This window comes from Streptomyces sp. WG5 (assembly GCF_049974565.1).
Classification (GTDB): domain Bacteria; phylum Actinomycetota; class Actinomycetes; order Streptomycetales; family Streptomycetaceae; genus Streptomyces.
In genome coordinates this window covers 131,973-147,367 of record NZ_JBNGGC010000017.1, presented here as the reverse complement: position 1 = coordinate 147,367, position 15,395 = coordinate 131,973, and the positions used below count along the sequence as shown (strand labels likewise).

Below are 15,395 nucleotides of genomic sequence, written 5' to 3'. Positions count from 1 at the left end.
CCTAGTAGGAGAAGGCCATCGGCTTGTCGGCGTCACGGAGGTCGCCGCCGATCTTCGTGGGCGGGTTGAGGTCGGCCTCGGTGAGCTCGGGCGGCCCCGCCTTGACGTACTTGGCGAGCAGCCTGACCTCGATGACGGCGAGGATGGCGTAGAGCGTGGTGAAGACGACCATCGAGGTGATGACCTCCGCCTGGGAAACACCGGGGGAGACCGCGTCGCGGGTCTGCATCACGCCGTAGACGACCCAGGGCTGCCGGCCCATCTCCGTGAAGATCCAGCCCCAGGAGTTGGCGATCAGCGGGAACGCCATCGTCCAGAGAGCCAGAAGCCAGTACAGACGGGAAAGTCTCGTGCCGAGCGGGTTGCGCAGCAGGACCAGATGGGGCACCTCGTCCTCGCCGGTCCGCAGGGCGGCCGGAAGCATGAACTTCTTCCGTGTCAGCCACAGGCCGAGCAGTCCGAGGGAGAAGGACGCCATCCCGAAGCCGATCATCCAGCGGAAGCCCCAGTAAGCGACGGGGACGATGGGCTTGTAGTCGCCCGGTCCGAACTTCTCCTGCAGGGCCTTGTTGGTGTCGTTGATGCCCGGCACGTACGAGTCGAAGTCGCTGTGGGCGAGGAAGGACAGCAGGCCGGGGATCTCCAGTGCGACCTTGTTGTGCCCCTTGTCGACGTCTCCGTAGGCGAACACGGAGAAGGGCGCCGGCTCCTCGCCGTCCCACAGGGCCTCGGCGGCGGCCATCTTCATCGGCTGCTGCTCGTACATGACCTTGCCGAGGGTGTCGCCGCTGACGGCGGTGAGCACACCACCGACCGCCAGGGTGACCAGACCGAGCCGGAGCGAGGTCCTCATCACCGGGATGTGCTTCTTGCGCATCAGGTGGAAGGCGGCGATGCCGACCATGAAGGCGCCGCCCGTCAGGAAGGCCGCAGAGAAGCTGTGGAAGACCTGGTTGAGCGTGGTGTTCTGGGTCAGGACGGCCCAGAAGTCGGTCAGCTCGGCGCGGCCCTTCTCCTCGTTGATGCGGTAGCCGACGGGGTGCTGCATCCAGGAGTTGGCCGCGAGGATGAAGTATGCCGACAGCAGCGTGCCGATCGAGACCATCCATATGCAGGCCAGGTGGATCTTCTTCGGCAGCTTGTCCCAGCCGAAGATCCACAGGCCGATGAAGGTGGACTCGAAGAAGAAGGCGATCAGCGCCTCGAAGGCGAGCGGCGCACCGAAGACATCGCCGACGAAGCGGGAGTAGTCGGACCAGTTCATACCGAACTGGAACTCCTGCACGATGCCGGTGACGACCCCCATGGCGATATTGATCAGGAACAGCTTCCCCCAGAACTTGGTCGCCCTGAGGTACTTCTCCTTCTCCGTACGGACCCAGGCGGTCTGCAGTCCGGCCGTGAGGGCCGCCAGCGAGATCGTCAGCGGGACGAACAGGAAGTGGTAGACGGTCGTGATGCCGAACTGCCATCGCGCCAGCGTCTCCGGCGCCAGAGCCATGTCCACGTCGTCAGTCTCCTTACATCGCCACATCGCCGTGGTCAGCGGCGGTTTGAGCGTGTATGTCATGCCCATCTCGGGCGCAACCGGGACACGCTTGTGAACGCGTTCACATTCACAAGCAATTATGACGTACAGCTTTTCGGCACCGGAAGGGGGGTCCCCTGTGACGTCAAGCCCTTGGTGAGAGCTTCAACGACTTGTTGAATTCACCGCGCGTGGATACGGGCCTCATGGGGCGAAGAGGTGCGCTTGGGGACGTGCATGCCTGTTTCACGTGAAACGGGTCACCTTCGCGGGGTATCGGCACCAACAGGTCACCCCCCACGCGAAGCCGGCACCCAACAGATCAACCCTCACGCGAAACGGCTACCCAAGGTCGCCGACCGAGCCGGGCACGTGCACGGCCGCCTCCTGGGCCGATGGCGACGCACTGGCGCCGTCACAGCCGCCATAGCCGCCGCCTGGGCACACGCCTGTCTCGCGAGTGAGGGTGGGTGCCACCTGTAACCCGTCTCGTGCGCCGCCTCGCGGCTCTCCTGCAATGCCCTGAGCCCGCCCCCCCTACGGCGACCGGGGGTACGGAGTGTCTACAGCCCCTTGCGGAACTCCTCCGACACCTTCAGGAAGATGTCGTTCGCCTCACTCTCTCCGACCGTCACCCGCACTCCCTCACCCGGGAACGGGCGGATGACCACGCCGGCCTGCTCGCAGGCGTCGGCGAAGGCGACCGTGCGCTCTCCCAGCCGCAGCCACACGAAGTTGGCCTGGGTGTCCGGCACCGTCCAGCCCTGCGCGCGCAGCGCGTCGACCACGCGCGTGCGTTCGCACACCAGCGAACCGACCCGGCCGATCAGCTCGTCCTCCGCCCGCAGCGAGGCGATCGCCGCCTCCTGCGCGATCTGGCTCACCCCGAAGGGCACCGCCGTCTTGCGCAGCGCCGCCGCCACGGGCTCGTGTGCGATCGCGAACCCGACCCGAAGGCCGGCGAGTCCGTACGCCTTGGAAAAGGTCCGCAGGACGCAGACGTTGGGCCGCGTGCGGTAGATCTCGACACCGTCCGGCACCTCGGCGTCGCGGATGAACTCCCGGTAGGCCTCGTCGAGGACCACCAGCACGTCGCTCGGCACCCGGTCGAGGAACCGCTCCAGCTCGGCCCGCCGCACCACCGTGCCCGTCGGGTTGTTCGGGTTGCAGACGAAGATCAGCCGGGTCCGGTCGGTGATCGCGGCCGCCATCGCGTCCAGATCGTGAACGTCGCCCGGCGTCAGCGGCACCTTCACGGACGTCGCACCGCTGATCTGCGTAATGATCGGATAGGCCTCGAAGGAGCGCCAGGCGTAGATCACCTCGTCGCCCGGACCCGAGGTCGCCTGGACCAGCTGCTGAGCCACACCGACCGAGCCAGTGCCGGTGGCCAGGTGGGACAGAGGCACTCCGAACCGGTCCGACAACTCGCTCATCAGGGACGCGCAGGCCATGTCCGGGTACCGGTTGAAGGACGAGGCCGCGGCCGTCACCGTCTCCATCACACCCGGCAGCGGCGGATAGGGGTTCTCGTTGGAGGACAGCTTGTAGGCCACGGGGCCGCCGGACGCGGCAGGCTTGCCCGGCTTGTAGGTGGGAATACCCTCCAGCTCGGCGCGCAACTTGGGGCTCGTCTCGCTCACCGCAGTCCTCCTCGTGACCACCACCGGCATTGAATACTTCTCACCTTAAGAGGATTCGGCGCCCCTGCGTATAGGTGAGGCCGGACCGCGGGCGTCACCCTGGCATCAGGGAAAACAAGGGCATCCATGTACGAAGGCGCACGATTCGGGGGGCGCGCCTCACATATATCTACGCGCCGGTGGCTCACGCCCTAGCGCGCATCCCTCGTGCAGGTGAGTTGAGACCTCTTCGCAACATCTGCCACTTGGCAGGCCCCCGCTGGTCGACACGTCAGGTAATGGGGTACGAGAGGCCAAGTAGCTTACTTTGCATGGCCGTTATGGCTTAATGATCATGCAGAAACGTGACTGTCAACGCATGCATATGCGTCCGCCCTACCCCATGCCATGAGCCCTACTATCGGCTCGCCATGACAGCAGCAGGGAAGCACCAGGTGAGCCGCGCGGAAACCTCACGTCGAGGCAGTCGGCCGGGCCGGGCGGGCATCAGGGACGTGGCCGCCGCCGCCGGAGTATCCATCACTACCGTCTCCGATGCCCTCAACGGCAAGGGCCGACTCCCGGATGCCACCCGGCGCCATGTGCGCGAGGTCGCCGACCGACTGGGCTACCGGCCCTCGGCCGCCGCCCGCACGCTCCGCACCGGCAAGTCGGGACTCATCGGTCTGACCGTGACGACATACGGGGATGAACCTTTCACCTTCACCGAGTTCGCGTACTTCGCAGAGATGGCGCGCGCCGCCACGTCCGCCGCGCTCGCCCGCGGCTACGCCCTCGTCATCCTCCCGGCGACCTCCCGTCACGACGTGTGGTCCAACGTCGCCCTCGACGGCACCGTCGTCATCGACCCCTCCGACCACGACCCGGTCGTCAGCGAACTGGTACGCCAGGGCTTACCGGTCGTCTCCGACGGCCGCCCGGCCGGCTCGCTCCCCGTCACCGCCTGGGTCGACAACGACCACGAGGCCGCCGTACTCGGCATCCTCGACCACCTGGCCGACGCCGGCGCCCGACGGATCGGCCTGCTCACCGGCACCACGACCGACACGTACACCCACCTGTCGACCACCGCCTACCTGCGCTGGTGCGAGCGCGTCGGCCAGGACCCGGTCTACGAGGCCTACCCGGCGCACGACCCGTGTGCCGGCGCGGTCGCAGCGGACCGGCTGCTCGCCCGCCCCGACCGGCCCGACGCCGTCTACGGCCTGTTCGATCCGAACGGCACCGATCTGCTCGCCGCCGCCCGCCGCTACGGGCTGCGCGTACCGGAGGACCTGCTGCTGGTCTGCTGCAGCGAATCCACCGTCTACGCGAGCACCGAGCCCCCCATCACCACCCTGTCGCTGAAACCCCGCCGCATCGGCACCGCGGTGATCCAGGTCCTCATCGACGCCATCGAGGGGCTCGACTCGGACCAGCCGGTCGAGCAGGTGATACCGACCGAGCTGATCGTGCGTACGTCGTCACAGCGCCGTCCGTCCCGTACGACGGTCAGTCCGCCGAGGACGCCCGAGGGCGAGTAGGACCGCCCCGGACACGCGACAAGGCGGCGCCCCGGCCTGCACGGCCGCGGTAACGGCGGCAGCTCCGTGTCAACGACGGCGAAGCCGGCGGAGGCAGCGCTCGACACGTCCAGGGCGTCCAGGACGTCCAGGGCACGGTCGAACCGCCATTGCGGACGGGTGAAGCCGGGCCCAATCGGGGCGAAAGCCGCGGTGAAAGGGAGTCCTGCGCTGATTCACCACCCCTGGGTCATCACACAGCGCGATCCGCATTCCTATGATGGGCCCACACACCGCGGGCCGCTGCGACCAGGCAGTCCGAAGCGGTGCAGATGCGGCGCGATGGTGGAGGGGTCGATGACTCAGGGGGCCGGTCAGGGACCCGAGGTGGAGCGGACGGCGACGGTACGAGACTTCCGGGTGCCCGCGTACGTCCACGAGGCCGCTCCGTACGCCACCACCGGCACGCGCGCGGGCGAAACCGCGCCGCCCGAGGAGGAGTACGACGAGACCCTTCCGGAGGGGTACACACCCACTCAGCGGGATCTGCCCGTCATCCGTCGGGGTGACACGGTCCAGGTGACCGTCGATCCCGACCCGGCTGCGGTGCAGCAGCCCGCCACGGGGCAGGGACCGCTCTTCGTCGTCGGCGACGTGCACGGCTACCTCGACGAGCTGGTGGCCGCCCTCCAGGAGAAGGGCCTCATCGACGCCACCGGACAATGGTGCGCGGGCACCTCCCGTCTGTGGTTCCTCGGCGACTTCACGGACCGCGGCCCGGACGGCATCGGCGTCATCGACCTGGTGATGCGGCTGTCCGCCGAGGCCGCGGCGGCCGGCGGCTACTGCAAGGCGCTGATGGGCAATCACGAGCTGCTGCTGCTCGGTGCCAAGCGGTTCGGCGACACGCCCGTCAACTCCGGAGCGGGCACCGCCACGTTCCAGGCGGCCTGGCTGCTGAACGGCGGACAGAAGACCGACATGGACCGACTGCAGGACCATCACCTGCAGTGGATGGCCCGCCTCGACGCCCTCGAAGAGGTCGACGGCCACCTCCTGGTCCACTCCGACACCACCACCTACCTGGACTACGGCCGCTCCATCGAGGAGGTCAACGACACCGTCCGCGAGGCGCTGACGCGCAACGACGCGGAGGAGGTGTGGGACCTGTTCCGCAAGTTCACCAAGCGCTTCTCCTTCCGCGACGAGGGCGGCGCCGACGCCGTGCGCTCCCTGCTGGACACGTACGGCGGCACCCGGATCGTTCACGGCCACAGCCCCATCCCCTACCTCCTGGGCGAGGTCGGCTCCGAGGACGGCGAGGACGACGCCCGTACCGCGGTGGAGGGACCTCATGTCTACGCGGACGGGCTGGCCATCGCGATGGACGGCGGCGTGACCATGGCCGGAAAGCTGCTGGTCCAGCAACTTCCGCTCGACGCCTGACCGTTCGTCGCACAAGTTCGCGCGTGACCGCGCCCCTACAGCTCGGCACCCAATTTCTGTAAACCCCCTGTCACCGCCCACCGTCACGGCTCTACCATCGGCTTATCCGTAGCAGGCTCCCCTCCGTTTCTGCCCGACGGCTCGTTGGCATGCGAGCCCCAAGCCCTACGGAGCATCGGGGGATGCACATGAACAGCGTTCCGCAGTACCTGCCGAACGAGGACCGCAAGGATTACGAGCGGCTCCTCGACGAGGCACTGCGCTCCGCACCACACCGCCCGGAACTGGCCGCTGTCGGACAGCGCCTCAATACCGAACAACTGCGCACCATGGCACTCAACGCCACCGCCCTCATCACGGCGGCGGCCACGACCGAGTACCAGCACTACGTGAAGGTCCGCGAGGAACGGCGCCACCCGGCGCCGTCCACCCCGTCGGCCGCCCCGTCGTCCACGCGCGAATCCGGCACCGCCGAGCCGGGCACGGGCGCGTCGGGGCTCGCCGCCACCATGGGCGAGGTCGCCGAGGCGACCGGCGCGGGTGCCGTCGCCGTCGTCGCCGTCCTGGCACCCGTCCTGGCCGGCACCGCCGCGGCGATCTTCCTGCTCGTCGGCTACCTCCTGAAGATGCTCGATCCGGGGCAGACCTTCGCGCAGACCATGCTCACCACCGGATGGGTGTTCGGTGCCGTGACCGCGGTGGCGATCCTCGTCGCCGCGGTGGGCCTGCTGCTCACCGCGCTGCGCAATCGTCCCTCCGCCGAGCCCGTCCGCTACGGCGAACTCGACGAGGAAGTGGTCCGGGCCAGGGACGCCTGGCACGACGCCCTGCTGGAACGCGGCATCCTGCCCTTCCTGCGGGAGGCACTCGCCGCTCCGAGCACGACCGCCCTGCACCGCACGGGACCGGTCGCGCCGGCCGGCCGCATGCCGCACCTCGGCTACGACCGTCCCGGATTCACGAGCCCCGACGGCGGCTCGGAGGCGAGTCGGCGTCCGCGCTACTCGAGCCCGGACTACAGCAGCCCGGACTTCGGCGGCCCGGAGCACCGACCCGAGTAGCCACCGGCCCGGGCGGGCAGCGGATCAGAGGATGCCCGCCCGGCCGGCGGCAGTGATCCAGGACGGGAACTCGGACAGCAGGCGGTCGTACAGCTCCGGGTCCGGGACGGTGCTGATGTCGTCCACGGCGAAGAAGCCGACGTTGTCGACACGGCGGCCCGGCAGCGTGTCGAAACGCTCGAGCACCCCGTAGTTGGACCGCCCGAGCCCCACGAACTGCCAGAAGACCGGTTCCTCCACCGCACCCCGCAGCTCGCGCTCGATCTCGGCGTTGCGGTAGACACCGCCGTCGGAGAAGAACAGCACCAGGGTCGGAGCCGACGCCGGGTTGTCCCGGACGTAGGCCCGGATCTCGGCGATCACCTTCTGTTCCTCGTTCTGGATGCCGACCGCCCGCATGTCGACCTGCTCCGGGTGCAAGCCCTTCTTCCTGCCCCGCCGGAAGAGGCTGATCTCCCCCACGCGTACGTGCAGCCGCAGCCACTCGGGAAGCTCACCGAGGCGGAGGTCGGGCAGGCGGGCGGGGTTCGAGGCGAAGGTCCATGCCTGCATCTCCCCGTCGTCGTCCAGTTGCGCGGCGACGGCGGCCATCCGCTCCACGACGTCCGCGACCACGCCCTTGGAGTAGAGGAAGGACATGGACCCGGAGGCGTCGAGGACCAGGATGACGCGCGCGGTGACACCGGACGCCCCGTGCTTGGTCAGACTGACCGCCACCTGTTCCTTGCGCAGGGACAGCCGCTTGCGCATGTCGACGGGAAGGTGCTCCTCGCCCTTGGTGAGACGGGGCCCGGCGGCAGGAAGCGCCGAGGTCGCCGACGGCGGAGCCGCTGCCGTGGGCGGGGCGGACGGAGCCGCCGGTACGGACGGCGGCGGGGTCGGGAGCGGGGGAGAGGCTGCCGTTGACGGGGCGGCGGGCGCGGCCGCCGGGGGAGCGTCGTCCACGCTGATCCCGAAGTCGGTGGCCAGCCCCGCGAGCCCGGAGGCATACCCCTGCCCGACCGCACGGAACTTCCACTTCCCCTGGCGCCGGTACAGCTCACCGCCGACGAGGGCGGTCTCCGTGCCGGCCGTGATGTCGAACCGGGCCAGCTCGGTGCGGGTCCCGGCGTCCAGCAACCGCAGTGACAGCCCCGGGATCTGGCCGAACGTCCCGCCGTCCGCCGAGGCGCACAGCACGATGCGGTCGACGGCCGGTTCCACCGAGCGCAGGTCCACCTCGACGGCGTCGGTCGTGACGCCCGCGCCGGCGCCGCGGCCACCCTGTTTTCCCAAGTGCCGCACTGCGTCGGACGCGTGGCGTGGCTGGTTGTAGAAGACGAAGTCGCCATCGTCCCGCACACGCCCGGCCGAGGTGAGCAGCAGCGCGGAGGCGTCGACCTCGGGCACGCCCGGTCCGGCGGGCCAGACGAGTTCGACGCACACCGCGGGGGAGTCGACGGCGAGGTTGGCGCCCTTGCTCAGGGAGGTGGCTGTCATGCGCCCAGTCTGCCCAGCCCAGCCGCCGGTGGGGAGGGGCGGGCGTCGACGCCGTGTCGTCCCGGTCGAGGTGGCGCCACGCCACACCTACGTCACCGGTGACCTGACCCCACTGAGCGTCGGCTTCCTCCTCGCGGGCACAGCCGCCCACGGCGGCCAGGCCCACATCGGGGGCACCGCGACAGACGTGGCTCGCCGTGGGCCGGACGGGGACTGGCGTTACGTGATCGACAACCCGTCCGGGGGGCAAGCCCTCCCCAACCGACATCGGACCCCGGCTCACGCTGAGTCCCCGCCGCGCGTACGGAGGAGTGGCTCAGCGTGAGGTCAGTACGGACGGAGCTCAGTCGGCCAGGGGCAAGTAGACCCTGTTCCCCCCTGCCGCGAACTCCTTCGACTTCCGGGCCATCCCCTCCTCGATCTCGGCCTTGCTGCCTCCGTGCTCACGTCGGATGTCCTGCGAGATCTTCATCGAACAGAACTTCGGTCCGCACATGGAGCAGAAGTGGGCCGTCTTGGCGGGCTCGGCCGGCAGCGTCTCGTCGTGGTACTCCCGTGCCGTGTCCGGGTCGAGAGCCAGGTTGAACTGGTCCTCCCAGCGGAACTCGAAGCGGGCGTCCGACAGCGCGTCGTCCCATTCCTGCGCACCCGGGTGTCCCTTGGCGAGATCGGCGGCATGGGCGGCGATCTTGTAGGTGATGACGCCGGTCTTGACGTCGTCACGGTTGGGGAGCCCCAGATGCTCCTTGGGCGTGACGTAGCAGAGCATGGCCGTGCCCCACCAGGCGATCATCGCGGCACCGATGCCGGAGGTGATGTGGTCGTACGCCGGCGCGACGTCCGTCGTCAGCGGACCGAGCGTATAGAACGGAGCTTCATCGCAGATCTCCTGCTGGAGGTCGATGTTCTCCTTGATCTTGTGCATCGGGACGTGGCCCGGGCCTTCGATCATGGTCTGAACGTTCAGACGCTTCGCGATCCGGTTGAGTTCCCCGAGCGTCCGCAACTCCGCGAACTGCGCCTCGTCGTTGGCGTCCGCGATCGAGCCCGGCCTCAGGCCGTCGCCGAGTGAGTACGTGACGTCATAGGCCGCGAGGATCTCGCAGAGCTCCTCGAAGTTCTCGTACAGAAACGACTCCCTGTGGTGCGCCAGGCACCACGCCGCCATGATCGAGCCGCCGCGAGAGACGATGCCGGTCTTGCGGTTGGCGGTGAGCGGCACATACGCCAGGCGCACTCCCGCGTGGACCGTCATGTAGTCCACCCCCTGCTCGGCCTGCTCGATGACCGTGTCCTTGTAGATCTCCCAGGTCAGCTCCTCGGCCCTGCCGTCGACCTTCTCCAGTGCCTGGTAGAGCGGCACTGTCCCGATGGGGACGGGGGAGTTGCGCAGCACCCACTCGCGAGTGGTGTGGATGTTGCGTCCGGTGGACAGGTCCATGACCGTGTCGGCGCCCCACCGGGTCGCCCAGGTCATCTTCTCGACCTCCTCTTCGATGGAGGACGTCACAGCCGAGTTGCCGATGTTGGCGTTGACCTTCACCAGGAACCTCTTGCCGATGATCATCGGCTCGATCTCCGGGTGGTTGACGTTGGCCGGGAGTACGGCACGGCCCGCCGCGATCTCCTCGCGCACCACTTCCGGCGAGACGTTCTCCCTGACGGCCACGTATTCCATCTCCGGCGTGACCTCGCCCCGGCGTGCGTACGCGAGCTGCGTGACCGCGTTGCCGTCCCTCCCCCGGCGCGGCTGACGAGGCCGTCCGGGGAAAACGGCGTCGAGGTTACGCAGACCACCGCGCGGGGAGGTGTGCTTGATTCCGTCGTCCTCGGGACGGACGGGACGACCCGCGTACTCCTCGGTGTCACCGCGGGCGATGATCCAGTTCTCTCGCAGCGGCTGCAGCCCCCTGCGGACGTCGGTGTCGACGAGTGGATCGGTGTACGGGCCCGACGTGTCGTAGAGCGTGACCGACTGCCCGTTGGTGAGATGCACCTGACGAACCGGCACCCGCAGGTCGGGGCGCGAACCCTCGACGTACGCCTTGTGCCAGCCGATGGACTTCCCGGCCTCCGTGGGTTCCGCCTGGGCGGAACCCTGCGTGAAGGCAGGCGTGCGTGCGTCCTTGATGGTCATGAGACCTACTCCCTACGCCGGCATTACCCGGTAACAGGTTCGGCGGTCGACGCAGCGGCTTCCGTCTGCCGACGCTTCGTGGGAAACATCACTCGGCTTCGGTGACGTTTCCCGTGAAACATCGCTGGGACGGAGGTCAGCGCCCTCTCAGCCCGGTGCTCCGAGCTCCCGCGTGTACAAAGGTGCCTCCACGCTAGCGTCAATCCGGGCGCGGTGAACAGAGGGCTCCGCTCGTTCTTGCGATGATCGGCCGGTGACCACACCGCAGCAGCCCCCGTTTCCACCGCACGATCCCCGCCGCGGACCGAGTGCCGAGGCCGGCAACAGCCACCGTGCGGCCGAGCAGGCCCCCGTCCCTCCTCACGACGCGGGCGGTGGCAGACATGACGCGGGGGACGGACACGGCAGGGGTGACGGACACGGTACGGGCGGCGGCCACGGTGCTGGTCACGGCCCCGGCGGTTCCGATGGGCACGGGGGCGGACACGGACACGCGCACTCCCACAGTCACGGACCGGCAGCGCCTGTCTCCCGGCATCTGAGGAAGGTCATCGCCGCGGTCCTGATCCCGTTCGCCGCGGCGGTACTGGTCGGGCTGGCGGTGCTGTGGCCGGGCGGTGCGCCACCGCACGAACGCACCGGGGTGGGCTTCGACCGGCAGACGCAGCAGGGAACCGTCACCAAGGTGGTCGAGCTGAGCTGCCAGTCCGTCAACGCCTCGGGTGTCCCCCCGACCGGAGACACCTCCACCGCCGAGGGCTCGTCCGCGGTGCAGCAGGCGAACGGCGACTGCAAGCGGGCGACGATCCGCGTGGACAGCGGCGACGACAAGGGCCGCACGTTCACCGAGATCGTGCAGCCGGACCAGTCACGGCAGTTGCACGAGGGCCAGAAGGTAGTGGTCGCCTACGAGCCCTCCGCGCCGAAGGACCTGCAGTACTCGGTGACCGACATCAACCGAGGGCTCCCGATGGCCCTGCTCGCCGGCATCTTCGCGGTCGCCGTCGTGGTCGTCGGACGGCTGCGCGGCCTCATGGCCCTGGTCTCGCTGGCCATCAGCTTCCTGCTGCTCAACTTCTTCATCCTGCCCGCGATCCTGCAGGGTTCGAACCCGCTCGCGGTGGCGGTGGTCGGGGCCAGCGCCATCATGCTGATCGCGCTGTATCTGTGCCACGGCCTGTCGGCCCGTACGTCGGTGGCGGTCCTCGGCACCCTGATCTCGTTGTTGCTGATCGGTCTCCTCGGGTCGTTGTTCATCGGATGGGCCGCACTCACGGGGAACACGGACGACAACACCGGCCTCATCCACGGCCTGTATCCGACGATCGACATGAGCGGTCTGCTGCTCGCCGGGGTCATCATCGGTTCGCTCGGTGTCCTCGACGACGTGACGGTCACCCAGACCTCGGCGGTCTGGGAACTGCACGAGGCCAACCCGACGATGGGCTGGCGCGGGCTGTACCGCGCGGGCATCCGTATCGGCCGCGACCACATCGCCTCGGTCGTCAACACGCTCGTCCTCGCCTACGCCGGCGCCGCGCTGCCCCTGCTGCTGCTGTTCTCGATCGCGCAGAGCGGCGTGGGAACGGTCGCCAACAGCGAGCTGGTCGCGGAGGAGATCGTGCGCACGCTGGTCGGTTCGATCGGCCTGGTGGCGTCTGTTCCGGTCACCACGGCACTCGCGGCCCTCGTCGTGTCGGCCGACCGGTCCGGCGACCGACCGGCGTCACCGGCAGCCGGCACGACGACACCGGGCGCCGGTGCGTCGGCTCCCGTACGCGGGCGAGGCCGTCGCCGGAAGCGCTGACCCGCCGGCAACCGGTCCGGCGAAGCGTTACGCCACCGCTGCGGAGCTGCCGTAACGGTTCAGCCCGCGCTCTGTTCCTCCGCCAGGATGCGGTCCAGGGCCTCGTCGAGGTGGGCGTCGAAGTCGGCGAGCGCGCCCTCCTGCCCCAGCGGCACCAGCTTGTCGGTCCGGTCGAGGAACGCCACCAGGGGCGCCGCGGACGAACGGAACAGCGCCTGATCGCCGCCCACCTGAAGCCGGATCAGCACCTCGGCCAGAGGCTCCGGATCGACCGGCGCGATACGCACGTCGCCGTCGCCACACGGCCGGCCCACCCCGTCGACCAGCAACTCCCGGCCGAAGGCCCAGGTCACCGGAGCGTCTCCGGGCAGATGGAAGGTCAGTCGCACGGCATAGGGATCACAGGTCTCGTAGCGCAGCTCCACGGGAATGCGGAAAGAGAGCTCCTCGGACACGAGAAAGCTCATCATGACCTCCGCCTGTACGGACTCGCCCATCGCCTACCCCGTCATTCGCCGTCGACTGTCCGGGAATCAAACCTCTAACACTGGTGGCATCTTGCTTAACGTACACACCAGATCACAAGGAGTGAGTTTTCAGATACTGATAGAGATCGCGAGTGACCCCAGAATCCGTCCCACTTCGTTCTGCAGCAGATCCGCCGCGGGCAGCAGCCGGTCGGCCTGCTGGAGGGGGAGGGAGATGGCCACCGTCGCCGCCGTGGTGCCGACGGTGATCGGAATCGCCGCACAGACCGTCCCCAGGGCGTACTCCTGGCGCTCGGTCACCGGCGCCATGCGACGCATGCGTTCCAGTCGCTTCAGCAGACTGTGCCCGTCACGCACCGTGTACGGCGTGACCGGCTGCACCGGGTAGCGGTCCAGGTGGTCGCGGCGGGCATCCTCGTCCAGCTGCGACAACAGGCACTGCCCGACGGCGTGCGCGTGCCCGGTCTCACGGAAATCCGCCCACTCCTCGACCGCCGGAATGCCCGGCGTGTCCGAGACGCTCATGATCTCGATCTCGCCGTCGCGGTACATGGCGTAGTACACCGGGGCACCGATCGTGTCGCGTACGTGCGCCAAGGCGTCGGCCACCGTGCTGCGACGTTTCTGCTCGGCTCCGCTGCTGCTCAGCCGCTCGGTGGCCTCGCCGAGGAAGAACAGGCCCTTCTCCCGGCGCAGATATCCCTCATGCACCAGAGTGCGCAGCAAGTGGTACGCGGTGGGCAGTGCCAGCCGTGCCTCACGGGCCAGTTGCTTGGCGGGAGCTCCGTAACCGTGTTCGGCGACGCACTCCAGAAGACGCATCGCCCGCTGCACGGAGCCGATGAGGGTCGCGGAAGGCGGGTCCGCGGAGGAAGCCGCTGGGGGTGTGCGAGGCGTCGAACGAGGCTGCACTGGCAGTGCTTGCGCTGCGTGCACTGGAACAAACGCGGTGTCAGCCGTGGCCAAGAGGCACTCCCGGAACGCGAGGGGGCAGCCCGTGCGGGGAACACGGGTGGGGGTGTACGCCACTCGCGGGGTCGCCCCCGCGTGGAGTTCCGGACTCTATGCGCCGGTCACCACTCGCCGACGGCCCGTCCGGGAAACTTCCCTCGCGCGAGGGAACCGGTGATTCCTGTTACCGCCACCGGTTCCCCGCGTCTCTCACCAGTCGCTGCGAGACGACGAACTCGGCAGGAACTTGCGTACGACGTAGATCAGTCCGCCGACGAGCGCCACGAAGAGCAGCAGCTTGAACAGCAGTCCGACGACGAAACCGACCACGCTGGCGATCAGCCCGCCGAACACGACCAGGGCGATGACCGGTACCGCGACCCACTTAACCCACCACGGCAGTCCCGTGAAGATCTCTCGCATCGCCTCGTCCTTACCTTTCCGCCCGCTCGAGTCCCGGGGCCTTCGACGGCCCGGGTGCCTCTGGGAACTTCTGATGTCCTGCACTCGATGCTAGGGCCGTGAGCGCCCCGGCGGGGCCCTCGCATCCCTTGTCTCCCCCTGACCGATCCCCTAGGGAACCCCGGGGCCGCGGCTCAGCTCTCGGGCGGCGAGAACACCACCAGAACCCGCAGGTCCTCACTGATGTGGTGGAACTTGTGGGCGACCCCGGCCGGCACGTACACCACGCTGCCGCGGGCGACCTGGGTGGTCTCCATGCCCACGGTGATCGCGGCCCGCCCGCTCACCACGAAGTACACCTCGTCCTGCGCGTGCGGCTGCTGGGGGTCGGCCGTGCCCGCGTCGAGGGCGTACAGACCGACCGACATGTTCCGCTCGCGCAGGAACTGCAGGTAGGCACCATCGTTGGCGGCGCGTTCCGCCTCCAGTTCGTCCAGCCGGAATGCCTTCATCGCCTCGTCCGCCCCTGCCTCACCATTCGTTACCGAGCACGTCTGCCACGATCAGACACATGAAGAATTTCCTAGTCAAGACGATCGCCAACGCGGGCGCCCTCGCGGTCGCCGTGTGGCTCCTCGACAAGATCACACTGACCGGTGGCAGCACCGGCGAGAAGGCCGCCACACTCATCGTCGTCGCCCTGGTGTTCGGCCTGGTGAACCTGCTGGTCAAGCCGATCGTCCGGGTGCTGACCTTCCCGTTGTTCATCCTGACCCTCGGGCTGTTCACCCTGGTGGTCAACGCACTCATGCTGTTGCTCACCTCGTGGCTCGCCGACAAGCTCGACCTGAGCTTCCACGTCGACGGCTTCTGGACCGCCGTCCTCGGCGGCCTGATCATCTCGGTCGTCTCCTGGGCGCTCAACGCGTTCCTGCCCGACAAGGACTGATC

General features: G+C 68.5%; 13 protein-coding genes. 5 read left to right on the top strand and 8 right to left on the bottom strand.

The genetic code is table 11. The features are described from left to right. Position 1: 1 nt before the first annotated feature. Entirely contained in the window at positions 2–1,507 is a 1,506-nt protein-coding gene (locus tag ACP4IX_RS19970; protein ID WP_426521582.1) for a cytochrome ubiquinol oxidase subunit I, read from the bottom strand. A gap of 584 nt (positions 1,508–2,091) precedes the next feature. Next, positions 2,092–3,171, bottom strand: a complete 1,080-nt coding sequence (gene hisC, locus ACP4IX_RS19965; RefSeq protein ID WP_426521466.1) for a histidinol-phosphate transaminase — start codon at positions 3,169–3,171, stop codon at positions 2,092–2,094. A gap of 410 nt (positions 3,172–3,581) precedes the next feature. Here hisC and ACP4IX_RS19960 point away from each other — a divergent pair, with 410 nt between their 5' ends. The 3 genes from ACP4IX_RS19960 (at position 3,582) to ACP4IX_RS19950 (ending at position 7,180) form a co-directional block, all read left to right on the top strand. After that, the gene (locus ACP4IX_RS19960) at positions 3,582–4,694 is read left to right on the top strand and encodes a LacI family DNA-binding transcriptional regulator (RefSeq protein WP_426521467.1); all 1,113 of its coding nucleotides are present in this window, start codon (positions 3,582–3,584) and stop codon (positions 4,692–4,694) included. A 321-nt stretch (positions 4,695–5,015) separates the two neighbouring features. Continuing rightward, entirely contained in the window at positions 5,016–6,119 is a 1,104-nt protein-coding gene (locus ACP4IX_RS19955) for a metallophosphoesterase family protein (protein WP_426521468.1), read from the top strand. A gap of 182 nt (positions 6,120–6,301) precedes the next feature. Beyond that, entirely contained in the window at positions 6,302–7,180 is an 879-nt protein-coding gene (locus ACP4IX_RS19950) for a hypothetical protein (RefSeq protein WP_426556249.1), read from the top strand. A 24-nt stretch (positions 7,181–7,204) separates the two neighbouring features. On the opposite strand, the gene ACP4IX_RS19945 is transcribed toward ACP4IX_RS19950, so the two are convergent. Both ACP4IX_RS19945 and thiC read right to left on the bottom strand, forming a co-directional pair. Then, positions 7,205–8,659, bottom strand: a complete 1,455-nt coding sequence (locus ACP4IX_RS19945) for a VWA domain-containing protein (RefSeq protein ID WP_426556248.1) — start codon at positions 8,657–8,659, stop codon at positions 7,205–7,207. A 343-nt stretch (positions 8,660–9,002) separates the two neighbouring features. Further along, a complete protein-coding gene (gene thiC / locus ACP4IX_RS19940) occupies positions 9,003–10,796 on the bottom strand; it encodes a phosphomethylpyrimidine synthase ThiC (protein WP_426521471.1) in 1,794 nt (597 codons plus the stop codon). Between the two features lie 253 nt (positions 10,797–11,049). Here thiC and ACP4IX_RS19935 point away from each other — a divergent pair, with 253 nt between their 5' ends. Beyond that, a complete protein-coding gene (locus tag ACP4IX_RS19935) occupies positions 11,050–12,603 on the top strand; it encodes a YibE/F family protein (protein ID WP_426521472.1) in 1,554 nt (517 codons plus the stop codon). Positions 12,604–12,662: 59 nt separating this feature from the next. Here the strand turns inward: ACP4IX_RS19935 and ACP4IX_RS19930 are convergent, their stop codons facing one another. The 4 genes from ACP4IX_RS19930 to ACP4IX_RS19915 all read right to left on the bottom strand — a co-directional run bounded on the left by ACP4IX_RS19930 (position 12,663) and on the right by ACP4IX_RS19915 (position 14,956). Next, positions 12,663–13,100 carry an SsgA family sporulation/cell division regulator gene (locus ACP4IX_RS19930; protein ID WP_426556247.1) on the bottom strand — a complete coding sequence of 146 codons (438 nt, stop codon included), beginning with the start codon at positions 13,098–13,100 and terminating at the stop codon, positions 12,663–12,665. Between the two features lie 99 nt (positions 13,101–13,199). Beyond that, positions 13,200–13,925, bottom strand: coding sequence for an IclR family transcriptional regulator (locus ACP4IX_RS19925; protein ID WP_426556246.1), 726 nt, complete (start codon positions 13,923–13,925; stop codon positions 13,200–13,202). Positions 13,926–14,252: 327 nt separating this feature from the next. Next, on the bottom strand, positions 14,253–14,465 hold the full coding sequence (locus ACP4IX_RS19920) for a DUF5326 family protein (protein ID WP_426521474.1): 213 nt from the start codon (positions 14,463–14,465) through the stop codon (positions 14,253–14,255). Positions 14,466–14,638: 173 nt separating this feature from the next. Continuing rightward, complete coding sequence (locus ACP4IX_RS19915; protein WP_361158897.1) at positions 14,639–14,956, bottom strand: cupin domain-containing protein; 318 nt, start codon at positions 14,954–14,956, stop codon at positions 14,639–14,641. Between the two features lie 59 nt (positions 14,957–15,015). On the opposite strand from ACP4IX_RS19915, the gene ACP4IX_RS19910 reads away from it, so the two are divergent. Further along, positions 15,016–15,393 carry a phage holin family protein gene (locus ACP4IX_RS19910; RefSeq protein ID WP_426521475.1) on the top strand — a complete coding sequence of 126 codons (378 nt, stop codon included), beginning with the start codon at positions 15,016–15,018 and terminating at the stop codon, positions 15,391–15,393. Positions 15,394–15,395 lie beyond the last annotated feature (2 nt).